At 56.7% G+C, this 25,408-nt stretch carries 18 protein-coding genes; 2 read left to right on the top strand and 16 right to left on the bottom strand.

From position 1 onward, the window contains the following. Positions 1–15 precede the first annotated feature (15 nt). Complete coding sequence (locus tag A7J50_RS12840) at positions 16–864, top strand: metal-dependent hydrolase (protein WP_064452129.1); 849 nt, start codon at positions 16–18, stop codon at positions 862–864. Here the strand turns inward: A7J50_RS12840 and A7J50_RS12835 are convergent. Then, positions 861–2,933 carry an EAL domain-containing protein gene (locus A7J50_RS12835; protein ID WP_064452128.1) on the bottom strand — a complete coding sequence of 691 codons (2,073 nt, stop codon included), beginning with the start codon at positions 2,931–2,933 and terminating at the stop codon, positions 861–863. The two genes, A7J50_RS12840 and A7J50_RS12835, sit on opposite strands and share 4 nt — an antisense overlap. Before the next feature lie 501 nt (positions 2,934–3,434). Here A7J50_RS12835 and A7J50_RS12830 point away from each other — a divergent pair. Then, positions 3,435–3,764: a DUF6388 family protein gene (locus A7J50_RS12830; protein WP_064452127.1), complete on the top strand. Its 330-nt coding sequence runs from the start codon at positions 3,435–3,437 to the stop codon at positions 3,762–3,764. A gap of 10 nt (positions 3,765–3,774) precedes the next feature. On the opposite strand, the gene A7J50_RS12825 is transcribed toward A7J50_RS12830, so the two are convergent. The 15 genes from A7J50_RS12825 to tssH all read right to left on the bottom strand — a co-directional run bounded on the left by A7J50_RS12825 (position 3,775) and on the right by tssH (position 25,300). Further along, positions 3,775–4,929, bottom strand: a complete 1,155-nt coding sequence (locus tag A7J50_RS12825) for an OmpA family protein (RefSeq protein WP_064452126.1) — start codon at positions 4,927–4,929, stop codon at positions 3,775–3,777. 23 nt (positions 4,930–4,952) lie between these two features. Next, positions 4,953–5,393, bottom strand: coding sequence for a type VI secretion system baseplate subunit TssE (gene tssE / locus A7J50_RS12820; protein ID WP_064452125.1), 441 nt, complete (start codon positions 5,391–5,393; stop codon positions 4,953–4,955). 3 nt (positions 5,394–5,396) lie between these two features. Beyond that, positions 5,397–5,933, bottom strand: coding sequence for a type VI secretion system lipoprotein TssJ (gene tssJ, locus A7J50_RS12815; RefSeq protein WP_064452124.1), 537 nt, complete (start codon positions 5,931–5,933; stop codon positions 5,397–5,399). After that, positions 5,914–7,011 (bottom strand): type VI secretion system baseplate subunit TssG, encoded by a 1,098-nt coding sequence (tssG, locus tag A7J50_RS12810; RefSeq protein ID WP_064452123.1) that lies wholly within the window; start codon positions 7,009–7,011, stop codon positions 5,914–5,916. The genes tssJ and tssG overlap by 20 nt, the downstream gene beginning before the upstream one ends. Continuing rightward, positions 6,975–8,744: a type VI secretion system baseplate subunit TssF gene (gene tssF, locus A7J50_RS12805; protein WP_064452122.1), complete on the bottom strand. Its 1,770-nt coding sequence runs from the start codon at positions 8,742–8,744 to the stop codon at positions 6,975–6,977. The genes tssG and tssF overlap by 37 nt, the downstream gene beginning before the upstream one ends. Positions 8,745–8,768: 24 nt before the next feature. Beyond that, positions 8,769–10,355, bottom strand: a complete 1,587-nt coding sequence (gene tssA / locus A7J50_RS12800; protein WP_064452121.1) for a type VI secretion system protein TssA — start codon at positions 10,353–10,355, stop codon at positions 8,769–8,771. Then, positions 10,352–13,396: an ImcF-related family protein gene (locus tag A7J50_RS12795; protein ID WP_237140919.1), complete on the bottom strand. Its 3,045-nt coding sequence runs from the start codon at positions 13,394–13,396 to the stop codon at positions 10,352–10,354. The genes tssA and A7J50_RS12795 overlap by 4 nt, the downstream gene beginning before the upstream one ends. Positions 13,397–13,729: 333 nt before the next feature. Further along, complete coding sequence (locus A7J50_RS12790; RefSeq protein ID WP_335711411.1) at positions 13,730–14,845, bottom strand: hypothetical protein; 1,116 nt, start codon at positions 14,843–14,845, stop codon at positions 13,730–13,732. Positions 14,846–14,967: 122 nt separating this feature from the next. Continuing rightward, positions 14,968–15,231 carry a PAAR domain-containing protein gene (locus A7J50_RS30635; protein WP_082895875.1) on the bottom strand — a complete coding sequence of 88 codons (264 nt, stop codon included), beginning with the start codon at positions 15,229–15,231 and terminating at the stop codon, positions 14,968–14,970. A gap of 231 nt (positions 15,232–15,462) precedes the next feature. Further along, on the bottom strand, positions 15,463–15,804 hold the full coding sequence (locus tag A7J50_RS12785; protein ID WP_064452119.1) for a tetratricopeptide repeat protein: 342 nt from the start codon (positions 15,802–15,804) through the stop codon (positions 15,463–15,465). Continuing rightward, complete coding sequence (locus tag A7J50_RS12780; protein ID WP_064452118.1) at positions 15,791–16,348, bottom strand: hypothetical protein; 558 nt, start codon at positions 16,346–16,348, stop codon at positions 15,791–15,793. The genes A7J50_RS12785 and A7J50_RS12780 overlap by 14 nt, the downstream gene beginning before the upstream one ends. A 488-nt stretch (positions 16,349–16,836) precedes the next feature. Next, positions 16,837–17,556 (bottom strand): hypothetical protein, encoded by a 720-nt coding sequence (locus tag A7J50_RS31390; protein ID WP_156526276.1) that lies wholly within the window; start codon positions 17,554–17,556, stop codon positions 16,837–16,839. A gap of 1 nt (position 17,557) precedes the next feature. Further along, a complete protein-coding gene (locus A7J50_RS12770; RefSeq protein WP_064452116.1) occupies positions 17,558–20,242 on the bottom strand; it encodes a hypothetical protein in 2,685 nt (894 codons plus the stop codon). Between the two features lie 31 nt (positions 20,243–20,273). After that, the gene (locus tag A7J50_RS12765) at positions 20,274–22,649 is read right to left on the bottom strand and encodes a type VI secretion system Vgr family protein (protein WP_064452115.1); all 2,376 of its coding nucleotides are present in this window, start codon (positions 22,647–22,649) and stop codon (positions 20,274–20,276) included. Between the two features lie 2 nt (positions 22,650–22,651). Then, entirely contained in the window at positions 22,652–25,300 is a 2,649-nt protein-coding gene (tssH, locus tag A7J50_RS12760) for a type VI secretion system ATPase TssH (protein ID WP_064452114.1), read from the bottom strand. Positions 25,301–25,408 lie beyond the last annotated feature (108 nt).

Genomic DNA, 25,408 nt, shown 5'->3' with positions numbered 1-25,408 from the left:
ACAGGAGCACGCACCATGCTACCCATCCGTCGCGATATCCGTTTTGCCTTGCCCGCCGGGCGCATCAAGGACTGGCACGAACAAGGCCCGTTCATCACGCATTTCTTTAATGCGTTGTCGCTGCTGTTTCCCCAGGGCGAGCTGTTTTTCATGGACAGCGTGCGCCATTACCGCCAGCGCATTGACGACCCGGAACTGAAAAAAGAGATACAGGGTTTTATCGGGCAGGAAGCCATGCACAGCCGCGAACACGTGGCCTACAACAATCTGCTGCAAGCGGCAGGTCTGCCGGCGGATACCCTGGACCGGCGGCTTAAATTCATCCTCGACCTGCAAAAAAAACACCTGCCTGCCTCCTTCAATCTGGCGGTGACCATTGCCCTTGAACACTACACGGCGATGCTTGCGGAAATCCTGCTCAGCGATCCCACGCGCTTTGGCGACTCACTCAAGGGCTACCAGCAAATGTGGTACTGGCACGCCCTCGAAGAAACTGAACACAAAGCCGTCGCGTTCGATGTGTGGAACACCGTGATCAAGCCCGGGCCCGGGCGCTATCTGCTGCGCACCGGCACCATGCTGACCGTTACCGTGTTTTTCTGGCTGGTAGTGTTGGATTTCCACCTGCGCCTGCTGATTGCCGACCGCAAGGCCGGTGGGCACCTGAAGGGCTTCTGGCGCATGCTCAAGTTTCTGTACGGACCCAAGGGAGTTTTCCCACGCATGCTGCGGCCTTGGCTGCACTATTTCAAACCGGGCTTTCACCCCTGGGACCACGACAACCGCAAGCGCCTGGCAAGGATCGACGGGCTGGTCGAAGAGATCGAGCAGACCCAACGCGAATACGCGTCAGCCTCGGTTTAAACCTGAGTTGAGGCGCGCTCGCGGACAAAGCGTTGCAACTGATCGCCGGGCAGCGCCTTGCTGAAATACCAGCCCTGGATAAACAATTCGGGGCCGGTGCTCAGGAACGCCAACTGCTCGGCGGTCTCCACGCCTTCCACCACCACGCCGAGCTTGAGCGCCTCACAGAAACGCAGCATGCCGGTCAGCACCTGCGCCCCCTTGGGGTCGCGCTGGGCGACCACAAAACTGCGGTCGATCTTGATGAAGTCCACCGGAAACTGGTGCAGATAACTCAACGCAGAAAACCCGGTACCGAAGTCATCGATATACACCTTGGCGCCGATCGCTTGCAGTTTCTGGATGGTTTGGCGGGTCACCTGGATATCACCGACCAATGCGTCTTCGGTGATTTCCACCGACACCTGCCCATGGGCCTGCGCGAGAATTTCCACCAGGCGCTCGCCGTAGGCGGCGTCCGTCAGGGTGGAGCTCGATATGTTGATGGTCATGGGCAAGGCGAAACCGTTTTTCTTCCACTTCTGGTACTGGCGCACCGCCTGGGATGCCACCCACACATCCACATCCGGCATCAACCGCGCCTGGGCGAGCCATTGCAGGAATTCCCAGGGTGAGTGCACCGTGCCCTTGCTGTCGCGCGCGCGCATCAGCGCCTCACAGCCGGTACACAGGCCGGTGCGTGTGGAGACCTGGGGCTGGTATTCGAGATAGAACTCGTAGTCGCTGATCTGCTGGATGCGGCTCAGTTCGACGGCCTGACGGGCCAGGGTCCGGTGGGACGCCAGCACAGGGTCCAACTCCAGCAGGCGGCCCTTCTCCTCGAGGCCGCGGAAGGTCATGTCCAACGACTTGAGATACACCGTGCCGCCTTCGCTGGCCTGACGATGAATCGCGCGTACATACGGCGCATACACCAGGGTGCCCAGACACAGCAGCAGCACCTGCAACACCACGGCCGCTACGTCACCGTGCGTGCTGAGGTAGGCATTGAGCAACACCGGCGCAGTAAACGGCACGCTGGCCACCGCCGGTGACACCCAACCCAGGTGTACCACCGTCAATGCCACCATGGTGTTGAGCGCCGGCACCAGCAGAAACGGGATAAACAAGCGCGGGTTCAGGATGATCGGCAAGCCGAACAGCAAGACCTCGCTGACATTGAATAACGACAGCGGCAAACTGGCCATTGCCAGCAAACGCATGGACTTGCTTTTGGAGAACAGCAGAATCGCCAACAACAGGCATAACGCCCCGCCAGACCCGCCGATAAACGCGAAAGAACCCAGCAAGCCATTGTTGAGCAGGTACTTGATCGGCTCACCCGCCGCGAGTGCGGTGCCATTGAGCACTACGGCCTGATCCAAGACATCGAACAGCGGCTGCATGGCATACACACCGTGAATGCCGAAAAACCACAGCAGCGAATTCATCAGGGTCACAAACAACCCGCTGCCATAAGGCGATTGCAGCGCATCGAGCACCTGCGGCCCCTGGAGTTGCGCCACATAGGGAATCAGTAGCAGCAACGACAACACCACCACCAATAACAGCGCGGTAATGGCGCCCGGCACCACCATATTGATGGCACCCCGCAGGTTATGGCCGACCAGGTCCTCGTTGACCAGGCGGGTCCAACGGAAACGGTGCAGCCAGGCTATCGCCGGCACATTGAGCAGCGGCGAGGCGATGGCGATGAACAATACGAAGGTGGCCGACGCTCGGGGGTATTCCCGCAAGACAAACGTGGCGACCACCACGTGAGCCAGGCATAAAAAAGCGACAGGCAATTGTGGCAAGCGGTGCTGGATCGCCAGCATGTAACCAATGGAGGCCGCCACCAGCAGCGGAATGACCGAACTGATCTGGTTGTGCAGCCCAGACAGAAAGCCCACCACCTGCGGATCGAACCCCAGCACCCTGGCGCATTCGGACAGGATCAGGAAACCAGCCGACACCAGCAGGCACGGCAGAATCCACAGGAGCCCTTCACGTATGGCGCGCAATGATTCGGTACTGGCCAAGGCCGCCAGGCGTTGAGTAAGGAAAAGTTTGAACAGCGTTTGCACCATGCCCCGCCCCTCCGCCCATCGCCTTCTGCCGCTAGTGGCAGCCCGGAATTCTCGTGTAACGCTACACGGCCAGCTACCGAGAGCGAAAGGTTTTTGCCGCGCCACCCGCAATTATTCAGAATTAATTTCGGCCCTTGATGCTTGTCGCCGACGGTGAGTGAGCCCATGCTTTGAATGGTTACTCTCGAACGGACTCGAGCCCAGGCCTTGCTCCGTGTGTCTTACCCGACATCCAGGTGCCTGCCCATGCGACGAATACTGCCCCTTATGACCTGTGCGCTGCTGGGGTTTTCCTGCGCCGCCATCAACGCAAGCGAAGCGAGTTTTCCCGACGCCCACGCCAGCGGTCCGGCCCGCCTCCAATGGAGGGTCGTCGCCCCGACGCCACCGGACCGAACCGTGCGTGTTGAGGCGTGCGTTTTGAGACGATTGCCCGCGACCTGATTGCAAAACCAGCGGCATGCCCCCATCTAGTGACCTCACCTAATCAGGAGTAAGCCCTTGTCAGAACCCGGTGATAATCACCAGCGCGCCCTGGACCGTTTCTTGAACGAACACCCGCTGGTGGCCGCAGAACTGGACACCCTCAACCCCTTGGCGGCGCAGGCCAAAGGCGAAACCGTGGCGCAGTACCGCGCCGAACGCCTGCATGAAGCGTTCGAGGCAGAGGCGGAACGTCAGAACCTGTTTGCCTGGGAGCTGACCCTCAAACTGACGGCCGAATCCCATGCAGCCTTCGAAGCCCAGCGCCTCGAAGTGCACAAGGAGGTTGCGCAGATGGCGGGGTTGAGTTGGGATGAGTATTGTCGGCTGCATGATTTGGCGGGTTGAGCTGATGGGTCTAGGCACTCTTACTCAACGGTTCTGTAGCGACCAGCGCACACGCTTCCACTTGCGGCACCAATTGGATATCCACCCTACGGTTCGCTGCCCGTCCGGATGCAGTGTCATTGCTGGCGATCGCCTGAGCGCCAGCCGCACCATGGACGGCGAAGCAGTTATCAGGAAGGTCGCCCATGCGCTGCATCCAGTCGCGCACTGCCGAAGCACGTGCATATGACAATTGAAGATTTTGTTCGGCGTCGCCGGTAGTGTCGGTATGCCCAACGATCACAATCAGCCAGCCCGGCTGTGCTTTGATATTGACCAGAGCATTGATCAGCACCTTGGTCGAGCCCGGCTTAAGTTCGGTACTGCCAGCATCGAATAGCGACAGGCTGTCCAACCGCACCGGATCAGGCATGGCCTGTTTCGGCTGGACGCTTTGGCCAGCCATATGACTCCACCACAACAAAAACCCACTTAAAGCTAAGGTGGCGGCCAGCGCAAACAGCCACAGAGCACTACGACGCTTGCGAGTTTCGAAGGCCACAGGCGGTAGTTCCGGCATCGGATGAGATGGCAGAACAACCACCGGCATAACGAATGCCGGCTCCGGAACCCTGATCAGTATCGGCAACATTTCACCCGAAACAACATTGCTTTGCAGTCGTTGCATCAGGCTAACAACTTGGTGACGTAAAGCCTGCAAGGTGATCAAAGGTGCTTCCCCATGGCGATCCAATTGCATGGCTAGCCGCTCCAGCTCACTACTGAGGTGGTTCAGGGCAGGCAACGTTTGCGTCGTAGTGTGCTGACTACGAAGCAACGGCTGCCATTGGGCAAACAGCCAGGCCAAGATGCCCAAGCGCACCGGTGCCATCGGCGGCCACACAGTTGACCATTCGCTGCACAGCGTCTCGATCAGCGTCACACCTTGCGTCATGCCCTCCACGCCATTACGTTGGCTGCGCGCCAGCGCAAAAGAGGCTGCGGTTTGCAACTCCGCTCCGTTGTTCTGGAACAATGTCAGGCACAACTGTTCAACCTTTGCCCAGTCGACATCTGGACACGCCGGATGGCTCAGCTTGGCCAACTCGTCACGCAACATTTTAAATTCGCTAAAGCCGCGCGGATCACCACCAACTCGAATCCGCATTTCCAATAACGCTGTCATTCAGCTTCCCTTCAGTTACAGGTTTAAGGCTGCGACAGATAGTTCTGCCGCTTAAGATGACGTACCAACACTTTGCCCTCGGGTGCCAGAGTCGTGCCGAAGCTCACCCGCTCGCCGTTTTTCAGTTGCGCATCCAGGGCATATTCCAAATGACCTGGCCGGGTCTGCGGCAACAGTTCAATAGTCACTGCCTTAAGGCGCGGCTCATACTTGAGCAGAGTATTAGTCAGCGTGCCCATCAGCCCATGCGCTGAAGCGGGCAGTCCTTGCAGAATCAAGCCCATGTCCGGCAAGCCATAGTCTGGTAAATGACTAAGCGATCCCGCCCGGCTATTGAGGATGCGTTGCAGATTGTCCAGCACGGACAGTGTGTGCTGGTCCTCTTCCAATACTCGGTAAAGGTCCAGCTCGCCGTTGAAGTTCTGCAGGAGCATTTCGTACAGCGAAGGGTTCAGCTCGCTCACGGATTAGTCCTGTGCCAACGGTTGCAGGGTCAGCCGATTGTTGCCCAGTTCCATCACCCTTGCCCGGTCCGGGTCCAGGTCATCGCGGGGCAACGTCAGGCGCCAGGTATTCATTTGGGTATCGGGTGTTCGGAATAACGCCACCACCGTTACAAACTGAGCGTCTTGATCCAGCGGCACGTTCAGCTGCGCGCCCTCTCCGGGCTTGATCACCATCGCTTGCTGGTCCAGTAGGTCGGCGCGTAGCAAGTTGTCGGCCTCATTAAGCACACTGTCGTAGGTAGCTTTATCCATGATTTTGTTGTCGCGCAGTTGATACACACGCACCACCGTCGGCACCGACAAGCCACGCATGTCCGACATGTCGGTGTTCATCGCTGCCCGACCGGTGAAGTCCAAGTGCAAGGTTTTCACTTTTTTATAGAAGATGGCCTTGGCCGTGGACGAGGTTGCGTCACTCACAGTCTGAGTCAATCCACACCCGCTCAGCAGTGCTCCAAGAACCACCACTTTCAATAAATTAAAAACGGTACGCGACATGCTGTGCCTCTCTGAATAGGGGGTTGCTGTGCAGGCCTTGGTATCGGCCCAGGTTGATACTGATAGTTTCGTGCTCGCGGGCCTGCCAAGCGTCGCTGCCCAAGCCCAGAACACCGGTCATGCCCAGCAATACCGGCGTACTGCCTAGCACTGGTTTAGGCAGGCTGTGTATCGGCAGCGACAGTTGCAATTTCGCGGTGCAACGCCAGCCCAAATACACCCGCAGCAATACCAACAAGTCGTTGTGCAGCTGGTTGCCCGGCAACCAGCCACGCGCTTCGTCCAGGTCCTCGGTGAACAGCGCCAGGTGCAACTGACTGTTGGCATCAAGGCCGACACTGCCCAACGGCGTACCCTGGGACAAGCTCACCGGTCGAGTACTCGACAGGCTGGCCGGCTGAGCCAAGGACACTTTCTGCGGCCAGTGCGGCGTTACTCGGACCTGGGTGTTAGGGGCCAGCAGCTTGACCAGTGCGGTAATACCTTCGGCGTTGCGAGTGGGCAGGCGCATTACGCCGAGCAGTGCCAGAAAGCGTGAAATCGGCGTGGCAATATGCTTGGCAGGGCCCGGAACCCCGAGGCCGATCAACCCCAGCAGACATTGTGAAGTCGCATCGCTGCCGCCCGCCGCAAATGTCGCTGGGTAGGAGTACTTGCGCCAGACGCGATAAAACTGCGTAAAGATCCTGTGATTGAAAATATCAAGGAATGCCTCAAGGGCTTCATGGCCTTCACGACGCTGGGCGATATCGTCCAGGAAGGCCGTCGGCATCGGCGAGTCGACACCATAAAGACCCAGCAGGCGTGTGCGTACCGTCGCCGGACGTTCGGGATGGTCCTCGCAGGTTTCAATGGCTTTCAATTCCCCCGCAGGAAAACCCATGCCGGGGTCGGGCCGAAACCGCACCGGGTCATCCGCCGGGTGCGCGGTGCTCCCCAGCGGCGGGTGATCGGGCAACGTCTGCTCCAGCAACTGGCAGAACCGGTAGAGGTTGGCCTCGGCGATCCGCCCGTCCAGCGCTTCCAGCAACCCAACGGCTTTCAGCCGGGAATACGCTGACTGTGGTTCTCGTTCCATCGCAGGCACTTTCCAGTAGGTTGCAAGATCAGCGTGAGCTGGTTGAATAAATGAATGTCGGCGTACAGGCCAAAGAAACGATGGAGCATCTCGCCAAACAGGCTGATATCGCCCTCCCCTGAAAAACCATTGGCATCCAAGGTGATTTCGATATCCACACCCCGTAGCAGGAAGCCCTTCTCGAAGCGCTGCACCAGATGATGGCGAACCTCGACAATCGCCTCCAGGCGACGGCGGTTCAGTTCGCTGCCAGTCCAGTCGTACAGCGCAAGGGTGCCGCGCAGCACCTCGGCGCTGTCGAGCATCGGCAAGAAATTCGAGCCTAGATGGCTGAGCACTCGCCAGTGAAAACGGTCACGATTGGGTGGGTAGCACGGCAAGCTGGGGGCACACAGGTTGCGTACTCGCAACCCGGTCTGGGTAGATTGCACCACGGTGTCAAGCAAGGTGCTTTGCAAAGCCTTGCGCGGTAACAATCCGTTGGTGCCGGTCAAGCGTAACGACAGGCTTTCGCTGTTGCGCAACCGATCCTTATCGAAGCCGTCACCGCCCAGGATCAGCCAGGTATCATGCAGCCCTTTGGCAGAGCGTTTTAAACGGGTATGGAAATATCGCTCGGGAGCATCGTCGCGCAGCATGCCGCCCTTATGGCGAAAGCTGCTGAACGGCACGTAGTCATGGCGCACAGCATTTTTTGACGAGGTGACCTGGTCGACTGAGTAAATCTCAGTATGACCGTCCTGCAACCGCATAGGCCGCAGTAGGTAGTCGGTTTCTAAAGGCGCCAGCGTCAGTGGATCGGCCTCCAGCGCAAACAGATTGATCACCGGCACGGCATGCAAGCGAATGTGTTCGCTGCTCACACTGAATTCCTTTGGCCATGCTTCACGCAGCACCACGTCCAGTTCGAACCAAGGCGTACCGGCACTGAGGCTCAGGTGTTCCAGACCACAGAGGGTCACGAACATGAATTTCTCGCGAAAGGTGAAGTATTCCAGCAGCAACTGATACCCGCTGAACGCACTGTCGCCCTTGGGCCACAGACGATCCTCGTCAGCAAACCCCTTGGGCGCAAAATGGCCTTCCATTGCCTGGCGCTCCTGCTGGCCGGGCAGACGCACGTAAAGCGCCTGGGTATTGAGCGTCAGCGCCTGGTGCAAGGCGCTGGCTAGCGGCGCATCGGCACTCAGGTACAGCGGCAAGCTGCTCAGGTCGATCTGATTCCAGTCCGTCAACGCGCCGCAGGCAAAGCGCAGTCGTAATAGCGAGCGACCGTCTGGCTCGTAGGCCAGTCGCACCGACTCCAAGGCCAGCGGCTGCAACGTGAGGTCCTGAGTCGTGGTGTAACGGCAACGAGTGCGCTGTGGGCCAATGGGTTGGGATAACACCTCGAAACCCTTACCGACCAACTCGCTACGTTTCATCTGCGCAAGTTCGGGGGCCAGTTCAACAACCGACAGCGACGGAATGGTGCGTAAATAGTGAGGCCACAACAGGCTGACCAGCCCTTCGGTCAACTCCGGTAAATCATCATCGAGCTTCTCGCGCAGGCGCCCCATCAAGAACGCAAAGCCTTCGAACAGGCGCTCCACATACGGGTCTTGCGCACCCGGTTTGTCCAGGTTGAGGTGGGCCGCCCGATCCGGGAACGCTTCGGCGAACTCCTTGCCGGCTTCGCGCAGGTAACGCATTTCGGCGTCGTAATAGCGCAGGGTTAAATTGTCCATGCTCACAGATAAATTCCTGATAAATGAGGGTTAACCGCAGAGCACGGCAGCGCGTACTGGGTCAATCGCGACCAACGACGCCAACAGCGCCTCGGTGCGCCGGGCCAGGGCGGGTTTGTCGGCGTCAGTGCGCTGCGCTTTCAGACGCAACAGCTTGAGCAGGCGTGCCTTGACCTCAAAATTCAGCTCTGGCTCCCAGTCCGCCAGCGCGTGGTGCTGTGCGGTAGCGTCCAGCTCTGCCAATACGTGCATGGCCAAGTCGCCTTTGCCGTATTGCTCGGCTACTCGTGCCATCAGCAGGCGCAGTAGCCAGCGCTTGCGCCCGGTCAGCACACCCGGCCGGGCCGCCAGCCAGCCGAGCGCCACGTCCACGCCGTCTTTGTCGGCCTGCGCCAGCGCCTCGTCCTCCAGCGACAGAATCTCGGCATCGCTCGTGCTCAACACCGCCTTCGGTGCCGGGAGCCATTGCTGCGGGCGGTTGCCACTGACGTGCTGGGTGATCCAGTCGCGGGTGGTTTCGTCGGCGAAGGGCGTGCCGTCGTTCCAGTTCAACAGTTCCAGGCCCGGTAAGCGCTCGAGGAACATACCCAGGTCACGCTTGACGATGTCTGCCCAGCCGTCTTGTGGCGCGGGTTGTTTACTCAGCGCCTGGTACACGTACCACTGCAAATCCAGCCAGAAGTGGTTCACGCTCTCGGCGTACATACGCTCGACCTGATCGAGTAATTCAGTCCAGCTTTGTTGCTGGTAAAGACGCTTGAGCTGCGCCCGATAATCCCCACGGGGAGACGCCAGCCGCGTATTGCCGCTGGCTTCCTCAGGCGGCACCTGGTGCACCGTGTCCCAGCGCAAACTTTTCATCAGCCGATGCCCCGCCAGCCAGCCAAGGGGCTGTTCGCGTAAATAGCCCGCTAACGCCCTACCGCTGTCCAGCAAGTCGCGCCCAGACTTGATGGCCGCGGCGGTCGGCGCCGCCGTCTGCACATTCGATTCGTGCCGGGCACTGTGCTGCGGCACCAGCGCATCCACCCCACCAGACTGCGACAACCGAACGGACAACGCGCCGTACAGCGCACCGAGTGCCGGGCGCTGATCTTGCGGCCAGGCTTCAAGCCCACGCTCCAGCCAGGCCAGTGCCGCCACCGTGCGCTCGGCTTCGCTGCGGACCACTTCGGGGTACAGCGACAGGCTGTCCAGCACCTTGCCGCTCGCCAGCCATTCCAGCGCCATCTTGCGACTATTGGGCCGCAACGGCAGCACATCAACGGCGAAACGGTCCACCAACGAGGCGAGCAAAGTGAGGCCATCGGCCAACCCGGCCTCCCCGTCCTTCTGCACGCGCGCCCACAGGTAATACGTAGCGACGCGCAGGTCTTTACAGGTGTGGATCAGCAGCTTTTCTGCCAGTTGAGCCACACGCTCGGCATCCGCACCCGAGAGCTTGTTGACCTCCTCGCGCAGGCGTTGGAAGTCATCGTCGTAGCCTGGGTCTTCGCCTACAGGCGAGTCTTCACTGATCGGTTGAAGCCACGCTTGCCAGCACTCAGCGTGGCTGCGGGCCAGGGCCGAAGGGTCGCGCTTGCCCAGGCAATGGGTAATCAAGGTGTGCAGGCTCATTCAAAGACTCCGTTCTGCGCATACGGCACTTCTGCCGCAACCTCGTTGAGGAATATCTGTGGCGGCAACGCGAAGTTTCGTAGCTTGAGCAAGGCCAATGGCCCTGCACCCAGTTCGGTGCGCAGGTTCCAAGTCAGGTTCAAACCATCGGGGGCCTTGAGGACCATGCGGTAGCGGCTATCGCCGTCGTCCAAGGGGGTGATTCGTGCTTTTTCTAACAAGCGGATCAGGCCCCAAGTGCCTTGGTAGTCACCGAAAAGGCGCTCGCCGGTATGGATACTGGTCCAGCTCAGGCTGGCGCCGGGATGATCACTGCGCCCCGGCCAATTGAAACGCTGCCAAAGCTCTTTCTGGTTGAAGTACTGATGTTGTTCACCATTGAGGATGAAGGTGGTTTGCACCACATCGCGTACCGGTTTGCCTTGCAGCTCAAAACTCAGTCCCATGCCGCCGTCGGTGTAGATCACGTCGGCCAGATGGCTCAGTTGATTAATCGCCGCCAGAAACTGCGGATTGATGCGCAGCCCCTGGCTATGGCTTGGGTCAGCTACCCAACGGCTGCCTTCTTTACGCAACACACCGCTTAGTTGGCTGCGTAAAAATTGCTCGATACGCCCGGAGTCGGCGCGGATCATCTGCCCCAGCATCGGGAACGAGGAGTCGCTGGCGGTTTCCGCAAACGGATAGCGGCCGGCGAAAGCACTCTGCCACTCACGAACGATTGAGCGCTGCCACTGACTATTGAGTCCCGCGGCCGAGGGTTGCAAAACCCGTTGCCACGCTTCATCTAACGGCTGCACAAAAAGCGTATGGCCGACGCCATTCCACTCTGCGCCCAAGCTGGCCGCGATCAGGCTTCCGTAGGACTGAGTGTCTGTGAGATCGACGCTCTTGCCCTGAAACACCGTCTGCGCCAAAGCTTGGGTCATTTCCCTCGGATCGGGTGCATTGCTGACTTGCTGTAATTTCAGGCGCAGCCGGGTGACACGGGTCAGGAACGCTTGCAGGCTCAACCTGTCGTTATCGGCCTTGCCCTCAGGGTCTTTGCCGAGCAGGGTCAATAGCGGCCCGAAAGTGGCATCCAGCGGACTGCGCGGTGCTTGTGCCAGTTGATCAATCATTGGCACTTTGTCCTTGGCGATGAGCTTTTGCGCGGACTGTATCAACGAGTCGGCCAGGGCCTGGCTGCGAGCGCCAGCCTGCCCTTGATAAGCCAGCGTATTCATCATGGCAATCAGCGGCGATTGGCGTACATCGGTCATCAAAGTCAGTTGGTCGATCACATCGCCCAAGCTATTGGCTGGGTTCCACCGCAGGCTGTTGAGAAAGTCCAGCCAGGCACTGGCGTAGTCCTGAAAGTAACGCTCGGTCAGGCGTTCTCTGAGTTCATCCGGGGTCAACTCGGCGGCGATATCGGTGTGGTTGTCGCTGAGCACCCAGTCAATTTCTTCGCGGCGTGCCTCGGCGATATCATCAATCGCCTGGCGTACCTGACCTTCCCAGGCCTGGCGGGTGAACACGCCCGGTACACTGGCTTCGGTGTAGAACAGCGCCAGCACATCAGTTTCACCCACCATGTTCTGCACGCTCAGCTCACGGTATTGATTGGCCGCTGTGTCGAGGACCTGCTGGTACAGACTGGTTTCTGCATTGCGCTGGCCCAGTTGCCCAAGTAGAACCTGTCGGGCCTGAGCAACCAGCCTCGGGTCAGCTTTGATGGCCCAGGCCGGGTGCGCCGCCAAGTGTTCGCCATAGAACTGCCACAGGTTAGGCGCCAGACCTTGCCAGAGCCCCGGAGATACACCGTCGCGCACCGGCTCGACATTGCCCAGGGCTTTGGTCAGGAAGGTGGCGTCGGCTTTTTGCGGGCGCGCCATCATCAGGTAAGCCTTCAACTGCTCGTAGGCATCCTGGGCTCGCGCTGCTCGTTGCTCGCTGCCCGCAGGCAAACTGATCAACGCGTTTAGCTGTCGTCGCAAACTGGCCGCCGCTGGGTCACGGATCAAGCGGTTGTTGGCTTCAACATAGCGTGGCCACAACGCATCAAGCAGGCCCAGATTCTGATTCAAGCCGAAGCGCTGATACCAAAGCGCACCGTGTTCGGCGCGGTATTCCAGACGTCCCAGTTCGCGCACCAAGTCGTTGAGTGCACTCAGTTGCTCGTCACTACTGCCCGACTGCTGCAATGCCGCCAACGAAGTTTGCACTTGGGCAATTTGCACACGGTTGCTGACAAACGACCCCAACAACCCAGCGCCCAATAACGTCGCCAACCCCAGCACCAGCGCATAGCCGACTCGCGGCAAGCTCCAGCCCAGCCGACGCCCATTGGCATTATCGCTGAGCACGCCGTGCCACACCGGGGCAACCGGCCAGTCATTTTTCAAATCATATTGCGTGCGCTGCACAGGCAGGCTGAACCACAACCCACGCAATGGCACGCCACGGGAAAACTCACCGGCAAGGGGCGCCAGTGTGTGACGCCAACGGGCAATACCTTCACCGCTTAAATCGCGGGACAGGCGCAGTAGGAAGTCATGCTTCATCTCGGCGTTCATCTGCGCCAAGCCCTCGCGACGCAGAGGCTCCAGCAAGCGCGCTAGGGAGGTTTCCAATGCCGCCGCCGTGAAGCACTCGGGCAACTGGCAGCCCACCGGCTGCGCTTTGCGAGAGTCCTGCGACCATGCACTGTCGCAAACCTGCCACAGGTACAACGGCAACTGCCAGTGCAGGTCACGGGCAAGGCGCTGCACTTGGCGTACACCTTTGCCCATCGCCGCGTCATCGGCGGCCTGGGTTTTGTTCAACGCCCAAACCACCCCGTCCAGCGCATGCCAGCGGCTCAGCCCATCCCATTGGGTAGGGAATGATTGGTCCAGCGCAGCCTGGGCACTACCGCCCCACAGCAGGACTGTGCCTTGGCCTTCAAGCCAGAATTGCCCGGCCAGGGTTGGGGCGATGGCTTCGATTTCGGCAGGCTCGCCGACGACTAGCAGTAGGCGGACTTTGCGGCGCCAGAAGATACCGTGGCGGTCGCGCATATGGCTTCGAACCAAGCTCACTCGTGTTACAGCTTGAGCATCATGGGATTCAGGACGGGCAGACTGCTCCGACCGATCATCTGCCCCTATTCGCGGATAAGCCTTATACCCGAACTGATGCCCCAACAAATGGTAACCCGCGACGCACATCAACAAAACCAAGGTTGCAGCCGCTATCACCCACAACATCGTAGATTGGCGATCATCGCCGGACCGAAATCCAAACAGCTCGGGGTATTGCCAGACCAATACACCCAGGATCGTGCCGATCAGCAACAGCACGATGATCAGAACTGTCAACCACACTAAACGTCCAAACTGCATTCTAAAGTCCTACTTGGAAAGCGATAGCACAGGCGTCAAGACGGTGCTCCAGAGCCCTGCATCAACACAGTCGCCCCCGCTGAAAATGAATTGCGGCCCAGCGCCGCTCTGAATGGTCTGCGTCGCTGCGGCAATCGCCAGCCACGGTGATGCTTTGCCCGGGTGGCCAAGCACAGTGTCTAGGTTGCAAACCCCTTGGTTGTGCTTCGACTGGAGCGACACGTCAACCAAGACCTTGGTCAGCGCTGCAACACGTTGCACATCAATCCCGACCCGCCATATTTGCTCGATTGATTGCGCGTCGATTGGTACCCAGTCCAAGGCCTGCCGAGCTGCATAGAGCAAAGCCTCTGTCGTTGGCTCGCGCTCCTGCTCCGGGCGATGCAGGTAGGCCTTAGGGGGCAAGACGGTTTGCGTCAATCGGTTACCCAACAGCAATCCGACCGCAACTTCAGCCGTCCCTTCTGGCTGCTGCGGCGCAAACTGTATCGCCACTACCAACAGCAACGCCTCATCAAAAATGCGGTGATCGAGCCACTGATCCAACGCCTTTAGCCCAAAGCCCTCAATAGGCACTGTCGACTGACGGATTCCGGACTCGCTCCATGCCTGCCGCCATATCTGCTGCAACACGTTCTGCGGCAAAGCGCTATCAACTTCCAGTAGTAATGCCAACGGTCTATCGTCGGGAGCCTGTTCGAGAATTGGGACTAAATCGGCCAGTACTTGCATCACCACGCGTCGTAACGCCTGCTCAGTTTCTTCATCCGCAACGCCCGCTATACGGCTGTGACGAAACGTAGTTTGGCCGTGCCTGGGAGGTTGAGCCTTGAGCGCCTTAACGCCGCCGAGCAAAGCATTAAGTTGTGTTACTGACGGCGCCTCCGGCTCCCGCACGGCCGAGAGCAGAGCCACACCCAACACCTGCTGTACGCGCCGACCACGACGGAACTTTTGGATCAAATCCTCTTCACGTGCCTTATCCCAACCGTCAGCAACCTGCTGTTGACCGCAATACAACAAAGCACGCACGCAGGCCAACAGGCACCAACCCAGTAGCGGAACGCCCAACGCCAGCCCCCAGAAACTTACTGGTTGTTGGCGCAACGTTTGGGTGCCGAACAAAAAAGTTCCGCACAGACCCAGCAGCAGTAGCAGCAGTGGCAGTACACCTAGCCAGAGCCAAGCCCTCGGTCGTACGGGTCGTAGCGCCAGTGCTGGCACTTGATCCAATCTGACCGACATGGCTAGCTCGCGCTCGCTTGAGGCAGCGACGAAATCAGGATGCAGTTGCAAGCGCAGCGATGCCCGTGAAACGCAACTGGAATGCCATGGTCGTTAAACGTTGAGTGCCCCTCGGCAATTTCTGTTCGGCCATGGCCAGGAACGGGGCAATCAACTGGGTCGCCCTTGCGTGCCACACCAATTCCCCTGAAAACCATAACAATGGAGCCTGATAGAACAGTGCCCCCGCCGGTCGATTTGTCGCCGATACGAATGATATCTTTCATGACTTACCTAGGATTAATACCGACACAGTTATCTACGCCCCTGAGACGCGCTCTTGTCATGTGATGGACTTTCACTATCCAGCCAGACTTTATAGCGCGCACGACACCGGTGCGCGCAAACAACCTACGAGATCAGCGCCATAATTTTTATTAACTTAAGCTACGCAAAAAAAAAGCTCTAACTAGCACACCCCATGATGCGCCACGGGATTCTCTTTCCTCACATACTGATTAGTGAGAAGTTATTTTTTCAAACACACTCACCGGGACTAACTTTTCCTTTCCGGCCTTCCTCATCAGACTAATGTACTCCTCATAGTAAACTATTGCCTTTTCTTTATCGCCCCCCCATAAAACATCCGCAATATTTAGCTTTAGAACAACTCTACCCGGAGACGCTCCCTCAACGGCTCTCAGCAATTTATAGGCCCCAACTTCCTCACCCGCTTGCCATAATGCATAACCCAAATCATTGTAAGCGGCAACGGTAGAATTACTAATCGGAAATTCTTGAAGTAATTCTTCAACACGCCCAGAACCTAAATAAGATTTGATTGCCTCACCCCCCGTCATTCAAACGACTTAGAACAATAAGCTGCGCCAACTTAAGAAAATCTACGGACCTTCCACGCTCAAGTTCTAGTATTTTTTCACTCGCAATCTTACGTGATACATACCAAGCGTAGTTGCTACTTCCCTCCGACAACTTCCCCTCATAACCAGACAAAATTCTGGACAACTCCTTTTCTTTGCCGACTGAGGCCAGGTTTTTTTCGATATAAATAAAAGTCTCATACTGGACGCCACTGAGACCAATACCAGAATGCTGAACAGGCCAAGCACAAGTAAACAAAAAATAGCTTCTTTTTCCTTTTACCGTATATGCATCAGTTAGTTCAGCGTCGCCACCTTCTGGCTCGCACACATCGGGGATAGTGTAGCGAACGCCACTTTTACCTGTCAGATAGCCACTTATAGTTTGTCCACGCGCTCCGCTCGCCGACAAGAACTCAGCAACATCCACCTCATTAAAAACCGGACTCAAATTATAAAGTTTACTTTCCGCACAAACAAACATCGAATTCCCAAGCAACAGAACCAAACTCGTCCATTTCATCAACGTCTAACTCCCGCTTGACCACACCGCTCAATCAATTAAAAACAGAGTACTCCTGTGTATATTTACAGCTGTGCCTTAGTCATTTACCAGCACAACCGTACGACCTGCCTCGAAAATAAAAATATCAAAAAACAATCACCACCGTCACAAAAAACAAAATTCGCAATACTTAATCAACACCACATTAGCACTGCAAGCCTATGTCCTAAAACTTATTACACCTCCAATATCGTTGCACATCAATCACCCTCCCGTAACAGTCTTTCCTGAAAATCTAAATTCCACCCAAACTTCTTCGCGTGTCATATCGACACCAAGGAGTGCAACTTCTTATGCCCGTGTCAATTTTGTTGTCGATTTAGTCGTACCAAGAGTGGGAAAAATTCAGACCCTTAGAGACTCCAACTCGGCCTCACATACTGAACATGATCAAAGCTAACGTTATCAGGCACTAACGACCTAATTATGCATTGCCATGTTAATTATCATGAATCACACTTCTCCACAGCGATTCTTTTTAAATCCTGCTCTTGCAATCGTTGAAAAACCATAGGGCTTTCCGAACGAAGTATATCAACATATCGCGGCACTAGTTTATCCCCATGCATAAAAACCAGAAACCCTACACCCTCTCCAAAATTATAACACCCAACTCGACTTTTAATTAGTTTCTGAGGGGACGAGTTCTCTACCGACCTAATTGAAGAGTATCGATCAAAAACCTCAATCTCACCAATTTTCCCAAGTAAAAAATCATTCCCAACCCCACCTTCAAGTACCGACCTGGTATCAAAAGAGAAAACTGAGGAATTCCATTCATTTGAATAGCCCTGCGCGATCTCGTCGTAATCCTCCTTGAGTTCCATATTTAATCCACACATTCCAGCAGTCGCCCTGGCACCATTGTAATTATTCCGAACATCAGAATAAGCACAATCTATCAGCATTTCGCCTCTATTAGCCAGTAGGGTATAATAAAAATCAAACCTACCGCTCACTTGAAGTGCGGGACGGCCATCGACACTTATCAATCGCCGAGAAAAACCATCCTTACTACCAATTATATTTTGATAAATTTTCTCACCACCATTATCTAGCAATACTATACTGCCCGAACTTCTACCGACCGCTATTTCTTCGGCAGTCGCATTCGAACAAGCCAAAAGCAATAAAAACGAACCCAGTACGAGCCTCCCTTTGAACATATTAAAACCCCGCAGGCAATTGAGATGCTTGCTTTAAAATATTTTCAAATCTTTCCGCGTAGGAAGCAATCAAGGCTTGTTCGTCGATACCATTTATAATTCTTCTTGCCGACATATAGTTCACACCATTAGCATTAATATAGTTAGCTAGCTTCTTTCCAGTAAACATCCCTTCTGTCATACCTATAATCATAATAGGGATAGAGTACTCAAACTTGGCCGCTGCGTCCGGATTAGAAACAAAATCAACAGATAACAAGGCGGAAAATTTTCGATAATTATTTTTCCATGTCAGGTGGACACAACCTCGACCTCTATACTTATACCCATCTCCTCTCTCAGTATTACCATTCTCCCTAGCCCTCGTTCTATGCTCGGGGGTGGAAGCAAGAACCGGGTCGTACTTATTGAAATATGCAGCATTACCTACCTCTGGCTCCTCACTAAAAAACTCCCCGGCCGGGAAGTAGTATGCTTCATGCCTGACAGTTGCCAACATATAAGCCACTTCGTAGAGATTAGCCTTCGTTAAACTTGAATCGTAGTACAAATTTATAGATGTTACTATTTTTCTTAGATTCTCCTTTGAACCTTGACTTAGAGCCCGAGTACCAGACGAAAACAGTGCATGTTGTTGCTCGTACAACATCAGAAAATCGTCCACATTGATTAGCCCAGCCAACTTGGCGAACCACCCCCCAAGCCCCATAAAATGCAAGTGATACACCTGCCCATGCGCCGGCAACCCAAGTTTCGGCGCCACCTCCCCCCACCAACTCACCTGCTTGATCCGCTCTTTCTCCGCCAACCAGTTCAGGTGCGGTGTCGAACCGCTATGGCCAAGCACTTCGTCCAGTGCGTCCCACTTATGAGGTTCGTGGCGCCACTCACTTTCGTTGTGGATGATTAGTTTCGACAGAGATTGCGCGTGTGCCGGTAGGCTAATCGCGGCTTGCAACTCTTCAGCCGTCATTTTTCCATCATGGTCACGGTCGATGATGTCGTACAGCCGACTCTTTAGCGGTCCGTTGTCCGATATGTCGGCCAAGGCACCGTGGCGTTCAATTTGTTCCTCACTGAAGCGGTTTGCCGCCCGAAGAAAGGAAGCCAGGGTTTGCCGAGGGGAATCATAGTTGAAGATTACGTCGTAGCCCTCCCATGACCAGGGATCGAACCACTGAGTGACCCCGACTTCTTCAAGAACCCAACCATCGAGTAACACGCTGTTCGCGTCGTGGAGCAGCCCTTCAAGGCGATACCAGTTGCAGGCTTTTCGTTCGGCTGTTGCCGAGATGACTATTTTCTTGTCGGCAGGTAGGCCGTCGAGCAGGCTTTTCGGCACCAAGAGATCGGCGTCACTGGGTGTGCTGGCTGCGTTCAAGGTGGGTGGTTGTATGGCGCTGAAATGCTCCTGATGTGTTACCACAGCAGTGCCCTTGGCAAGTTTTAGCCAGGTTTTGCCTGTGGCAGGCAGCCGCTGTGCCCAGGCACGACTCACTTCGATGAACGTTTCGACGTCATCATCGCTGAAGACTTCCAGGTGCAACTTCTTTTCCGGGTGCTCAGCACCGCCGTCTTGGTATTCGCCAATGTGACCGATTAAGTCGCCAGCCTTGATCGCTATTGGTTGATCGAGAACCACGATGCGGTTCGCTATCGGTTCTAAAGCGCCCTCCAGCGAATTGAAATGAACGTACTGGTTCACCCGCTCCAGTTTCCCAAACTCCCCCTCACCGCTGACGACTACCTCGCTGCCGTGTGGTAGTTCCATAATGGCTTCGGTTCCGAGTCTGGCATTCGGCTCAGCGCGAACTTTGAGTGACGAAGCCTTGACCCTGTACTCCCCACCCGCGATGGGTACTAAATATTCATATGAAAGGTAGCCCCGCAAAGAACCATCGGCACTTATCAGAGCATCTGGTCCGTTAGTGTTTTCTAGCTTGCGATATTCCCCCTCACCGCTGACGGTCACCTGCGCGCCCCGTGGCAAAAGAGTCAACACCTTGCCCCCTTGCGCTTGGTTACGAACGTTCAGGCCCAACTGCGCAGGATGGCCGGGGAGTGCGTCTCTAGTCGTCGCCTTGACCCAACGGGCCTGCCCTTCGGACCAAAACGCCGGCCGGGCGACAGAAGCATCATCCCGGTACACCGCCCAATCCTGCAGGTGCATATACAAGCTGTAAAAGATCAGGCTGGGCGGAGCATCCGTACAGCCCTCAATCTTTGGAGCCTCAAGACAGTGGCGTACCAGAACAAAATTACGTGAAAAGGGCTTTAGCGCACACAGCTCATTGACGAAATAAGTCGAGGTTGGTGAGTACTCGTCGATGCGGTAAGCCACAACCTCACCGTCCGCCAGACAATGCACGCTTGTTTGATCCAAGGTTCCGGCGGTGCCACTATCGAAATGCACGCCACCGTGCCAAAGACCATTACGTCCCAGCGGGTAATAACCTGACGCTGCTTTGGCCAGTTGGGTTAATTGATCCAGTGGGGATTTTTTGTCCTTGAAGGGATGGTTCCAGCTAACCAGTGGCTGCAATGTCACGGCGCTGGCAGGTGTCGGCGCGTGAGGCTCCGCAGAAGGTGTCTGTGGCGTCGGCAAGACAGGCTCGTCTGGCGGGTCAATCGGAGCCTTTCGCTCACGACCAAAAAGATCAAAAAACTGAAATATCAAGCTGCCCATGGTGTACTCCGCTCCTGTTTTTGCAAAAGGATTAGCCAGAGAAATCCATAAGCCCCAGGGACTTGGATTTATGCTCGGTCAATTGAGGTGGCTGTGGCATATCCAGCACTTGTTGGGCCGGACCCAGGTAATCGAAGTGCGCCGATTTGATGTAGTAGTCTCCCTGCGTACCAGACTCGATGCTGCTCTGATCAAGGGTGATGTAGCTGCCACCAGCATTCAGGGTAATTTTCTTCTTGGCGACGATGCGGATTTCATCTTCGGTGCTGATGATCTCCAAGCCATGGCGGGCCATCAGTTCCAGCGTGTCGTTCTGTGCCTGGATGTTTACCGGACCTTGGTTCGCAATCAACTTGATGCCCAGCTTGCGCACAAATAGACTTAACCCCTGCCCTACACCGATAAACAGTCGCTTGACCACACTGATATCCGCCTCGGCCCCGGCATTGATCATCAGGTTGTCCTGCGCCGCTAGTTGCAGGTGTTTGCCGCTGGTCAGGGCGATACCTTCGGGAGCGCTGAGCAGCACCACCGCCTCTTTGAGTCCATCAAGCTGTTCACGCATGAGCGTCAGTTGTGCCTGCACATCCGCTGGTTCAGCATTGGCGGCCTGGGCATCGACAGACAGCCCGTCCAACTGATCGCCCGCCTTCTGTAAACGGCCTAACACTGCACTCATTTCAAGCATCTGCCCTTGAGCTTTGGGCTGAACGTCAGCACTGATGAAAATCCCACTGCCTGCGCGGATGGCGGCATGACCATCGGTGCGTAACTCCGCCCCCTGGCCTCGTGGTTGCCGCTCGGCATCTACTAGATGCCCCAGGTTGAGCTGACTCTTGCCACTGTGCTCTGTACTGACCTTGGTATGCTCCTGCCCCCGCGTGTCGTCCATGCGCAGTTTGTTGTTGGCCGGAGTGCGCAGCACGTTGCGTTTGTAGTTGCGCAAGGTCACATGGTCTACGTGTTGGCTGTCGTGCAGGGCGTGGGCGATGTAGGGCCGGTCCGGGTCGCCTTGTTCGAAGGCGATGGCGACTTCGGTGCCGGGAATCAACGGCAAGTGCAGGCCGTGGGTGTCGCCGGCGTACGGGCGGGCCAGGCGAAGCCATAGGCTTTCTTCGCCCGCCTTCCAGGTGTCGCGGTCAAATAGAAAGTTGACCTTGTAGCGGCCTTCGATGTCGATGTGGCCGTAAGGGTCATGCTCCTGCGGGCTGGTGACGCGCGCCGGGACGGTGCCGGCGATTTGCGGTTTATCTTTCAGCGCTGGGCGAAAGCACACGGTTTCCGAGTAGGGAATTGCCTCGAAAGTAACTTCGTAACTGCTGTCGCGGGCGGCGTGGCTGATCAATTGGGTGATCACCGCACCAGGGGCAAAAGCCTGTGGGGCACCGCCAGAGATTTTAAGTACCTGCCCAGGAGCCAAGGTGGCGCTGCTGCTGATGCCGCTGAGTTGAGTGTGACCGTTGAGATAACGCTCGTGACGCAGGTGAGCGTAGAAATAACCGCTCTCACTTTGCAGGTCTTCGTCTTGGGCATAGGCGTCACCCAGCCCGGTGTAGGGTTCGGCGTAGTGATAAGCCTCGCCGTAGGTTGTGCTCGCGCCACGGGTTTGATCGACATTGCCGTCTTGCGAAGTGTTGGCAACGCGGTGATGGTAGGCACGAATGTTAACGTGCTGTTCCACCACTTGGTGGCTGGATTGCAGGGCCCACGCACCGTCATTTCCGCTGCTGCTAAGTCCCGATTGCGGGCGGTACGCCAGCTCCACATCGAACTGGTAATGACGCTGGTCATCATGGAATTCAATTACGTCGATGTTCAGGCGTTCGTCGCAGGTGAAGCAATACCAGATGCCAACGTCGGCCAGCAGGCGGGAGATGAAGGCCAGGTCGCTTTCGCCGTACTGCATGACCTGTTCACGTTTGGGGTATTCGCGCACCAAGTTGAAGAGAAAGTCTTGGCCTTCAAAGTTGTGGCGGCTGCGCAGGATGCTTTCGACGATTTCAGGTACTGATTGATGTTGGTAAATGCGAAATTGCCGACCTCGACCAAGCAGGGCAAAGCGTGGTTCCAGGGTTATTTCGTAGCGGGCTTCGTCGTTGGAACCGGATAGGCGCTTGAAACCAGTGATTACTCCATGAAGCGTACGCAACGGACCGCTAGGCGGGGCGTTAAAGCTACCCATAGAACGACTTTGGGGTGCGCCACTCAAGCTCAAACTGGCGTCTTGGCCGAGCATTTTTTCGGCGGCGATATCGCCGTCGGTGCTGGTCAGTTCCACACGATAATTAAATGGCTGACTCAAACCCTCTCTGCCTTTAAAGGCCAGGACATCGAGAACTGCGTCAACGTCGCGAACAGTGAGTTTGTGCCGGCTGTGGTCGAAGAAGCTGCGCCGTTCATTGAGCATGTTCAGGCCTCCACGGCGACAAGTGATGCCGCGTCATGAGCGTCGATGAAGTTCAGGACGATACCTTCTTCAGCGCTGTAGCCCAGAATCACGCTTCGCGTTTTCTTCCGTGCGGCTTGGCGTTGCAGTAACTGCTGACTAAGCACAGGCAGGATCTGCTGGTTGAGCAGGCTGTCGATGTTACGCGCACCCGTGTCGGGCAACAGGCAGGCAGCTACCAGCGCCGCGTTGAGGTCCGCTTCGATCTGACACTCCAACCCGTAATGACACTGCAAGCGCTTGGCAACCTGGGCTAGCTTGATAGCGACGATGCGCTGCAGGGCGTCGGCTTGAAGTGGGCGGTAAATCAGGGTCTGAAAACGAGCCAATAGGGCTGGCTGGAAGTGGTCGCGCAGTATCGGGCGCAGCAACTCTTGCAAGGTGCTATCAGGTGCGTCGGGGAACTCTTGCAGACAAGCTTGAAGTTGATCACTGCCAAGGTTGGAAGTCATGAGAATGACGGTGTTACGGAAGTCGATCTCTCGGCCTTCGCCATCGCGCATACAGCCCCGATCAAAGACCTGGTAAAAAATATTGAGAACGTCGCGGTGCGCTTTCTCCACTTCATCAAGCAGCACAACGCTGTAGGGGCGTTGGCGCACAGCTTCAGTGAGCACGCCGCCCTGGCCGTAGCCGACGTAGCCGGGAGGTGAGCCTTTAAGCTGGCTGACGGTGTGGGCTTCCTGATATTCCGAGAGATTGATGGTGATCAACGATTTTTCGCCACCGAACAGCTTATCGACCAGGGCCAGAGCGGTTTCGGTTTTGCCGACGCCACTAGTGCCCACCAACAAAAATACGCCCAGTGGCACTTTATCGTCTGTCAGTCCGGTCTTGGCTGCGCGTAGGCGCTGAGCCAAAGCGCCGAGCGCAAGATCCTGGCCGATCACTTGTTCACTCAGTTGGTATTCCAGCTCAAGCAGGTTGGCTTGTTCGTCCTTAAGCAAGCTGCCCAACGGGACGCCGGTCCAATCAGCAATGACTTCGGCCACACTGCGCGCATCGACGTCGAGGGAAAGAAGTGGCTGATTGCCCTGGGCATTGCTCAGTTGTTGTTGCAGCTGCAGACAGACAGCGATTTGTGAAGGTTCTGCTTGGCGGGCATCGCGCAATTGCTGCGTTAGGTTAAGTTCGTTGCGGTATTGCTCCTCAAGCTCGATTAGCTGGTTGTACAACTCGGCGTGCTGCGCGGCGATTATCGCCAGGCGCTCGCTGGCGGGGCTACCGCTCAGTTGCTGGTCTTCTTCCAGGGCTTGGCGCTCCAGGTCCAATGCCGTCTGCCGAGCCTTAAGGCGCACCAGCGCTTGTGGTTCGCAGTCCAAGCTCATGCGTACGCGTGCACTGGCGGTGTCGAGGAGGTCGATGGCTTTGTCGGGGAGTTGGCGGCCCGTCAGGTAGCGCCGTGAAAGCGTGACCGCAGCCTGTACCGCCGCGTCCTGAATGTGTACGCCATGGTGGCTGGCGTATCGCGCTTTGAGGCCACGCAGCATCAGGCAGGCATTGGCGTCGTCAGGCTCGTCAACTTTGACCATCTGAAAGCGTCGTTCCAAGGCAGCGTCGCGCTCGAAATACTGCTTGTATTCACTCCAGGTGGTGGCGGCGATGGTGCGCAACTCGCCACGCGCCAAGGCCGGCTTGAGCAAGTTGGCGGCGTCCGCACCGCCAGCCTGGTTACCAGCGCCAATCAGAGTGTGGGCTTCGTCGATAAACAACAGCACCGGGTCAGGCGCTAGCTGCACGGCCTCAATGACGTTTTTCAGACGCTGTTCGAATTCGCCTTTTACCCCGGCGCCAGCTTGCAACAAACCCAAGTCAAGGATGCGTACGCTGACCTGCTTGAGGCTGTCGGGAACATTGCCCTCAACGATGCGTAATGCAAGACCTTCAACCAAAGCGGTTTTGCCCACGCCGGGCTCCCCCACCAAAATCGGATTGTTCTTGCGCCGACGGCTGAGAATATCGATGACCTGGCGAATCTCATCGTCACGGCCAAACACCGGGTCGATCTGCCCCGCCCAAGCCTTGGCAGTAACGTCGTGGGTGAATTTGTCCAGGATGACCTTCAAGGCATCCGGTTTATCGGTGCCGGATAAAGCTGGCAACGCGGTATTGTCCAGTGCCGCTTCTTGCTGTACTTGCGGACGCTCTTCGGAGTGCTGGTCAAGCAACACATATAATCGCTGTAACTGGGCCGCGCTGATACTGAGCAGCGGCCAGGTAGCATCACAGACGAGCAGACTTGGAGTCTCCAACAGTGCACCGAGCAAATGGGCTGAACGCAGAATGTCGTTGTTGCCATCCAGGGATGCCAGTAGCCAGGCATTCTTGATCAGTTGTTGCAGCCTGCCGCACAACTGCGGCTTGCTTTGCACACTGCGCGGCAGGGTGTCGAGGTGGTCGATCAGGCCGCGCCAGAGTGCATCCATGTCCCATTCGTAGCGGCGGGCGATCAGGGTCAGGTCGCCCTCGCCTTGTTCAAGCAACTTGAGCAGCCAGTGCTCGATGGTGATCAGCCCATGGGTGCGGCTTTGGCACAAGGTTGCCGCTGCACTCAGTGCCTGAGCGCAATAGGGGTTGAGGCGGCGAAGCAAACGAGTGGAATTTTGAGCCATGGGGTACATCCCTGTTCTGGATTCTCGGCGTGCGGTCAAAGGAACATGCAGCGCGATGTATTTGGCTGAGCCCCCGCGAACGGAGGCTCAACCCTGCACACCGCGAAC

Origin of the sequence: Pseudomonas antarctica (assembly GCF_001647715.1) — a bacterium.
In the GTDB taxonomy this organism is placed as follows: Bacteria; Pseudomonadota; Gammaproteobacteria; order Pseudomonadales; family Pseudomonadaceae; genus Aquipseudomonas; species Aquipseudomonas antarctica_A.
The sequence above is the reverse complement of the archived record's forward strand: the minus strand, read 5'-3'. Positions and strand labels throughout refer to the sequence as shown.

Coding starts and splice junctions, on each gene's coding strand:
- A7J50_RS12835 (WP_064452128.1), bottom strand. CDS start 2,933: ATGGTGCAAACGCTGTTCAAACTTTTCCTTACTCAACGCCTGGCGGCC.
- A7J50_RS12840 (WP_064452129.1), top strand. CDS start 16: ATGCTACCCATCCGTCGCGATATCCGTTTTGCCTTGCCCGCCGGGCGC.
- A7J50_RS12765 (WP_064452115.1), bottom strand. CDS start 22,649: ATGCTCAATGAACGGCGCAGCTTCTTCGACCACAGCCGGCACAAACTC.
- A7J50_RS12780 (WP_064452118.1), bottom strand. CDS start 16,348: ATGAAATGGACGAGTTTGGTTCTGTTGCTTGGGAATTCGATGTTTGTT.
- tssH (WP_064452114.1), bottom strand. CDS start 25,300: ATGGCTCAAAATTCCACTCGTTTGCTTCGCCGCCTCAACCCCTATTGC.
- A7J50_RS12785 (WP_064452119.1), bottom strand. CDS start 15,804: ATGACGGGGGGTGAGGCAATCAAATCTTATTTAGGTTCTGGGCGTGTT.
- A7J50_RS12770 (WP_064452116.1), bottom strand. CDS start 20,242: ATGGGCAGCTTGATATTTCAGTTTTTTGATCTTTTTGGTCGTGAGCGA.
- tssA (WP_064452121.1), bottom strand. CDS start 10,355: ATGAGCCTGCACACCTTGATTACCCATTGCCTGGGCAAGCGCGACCCT.
- A7J50_RS12825 (WP_064452126.1), bottom strand. CDS start 4,929: ATGACAGCGTTATTGGAAATGCGGATTCGAGTTGGTGGTGATCCGCGC.
- tssJ (WP_064452124.1), bottom strand. CDS start 5,933: ATGTCGCGTACCGTTTTTAATTTATTGAAAGTGGTGGTTCTTGGAGCA.
- A7J50_RS30635 (WP_082895875.1), bottom strand. CDS start 15,231: ATGAAAGATATCATTCGTATCGGCGACAAATCGACCGGCGGGGGCACT.
- A7J50_RS31390 (WP_156526276.1), bottom strand. CDS start 17,556: ATGTTCAAAGGGAGGCTCGTACTGGGTTCGTTTTTATTGCTTTTGGCT.
- tssG (WP_064452123.1), bottom strand. CDS start 7,011: ATGGAACGAGAACCACAGTCAGCGTATTCCCGGCTGAAAGCCGTTGGG.
- A7J50_RS12795 (WP_237140919.1), bottom strand. CDS start 13,396: ATGCGCGACCGCCACGGTATCTTCTGGCGCCGCAAAGTCCGCCTACTG.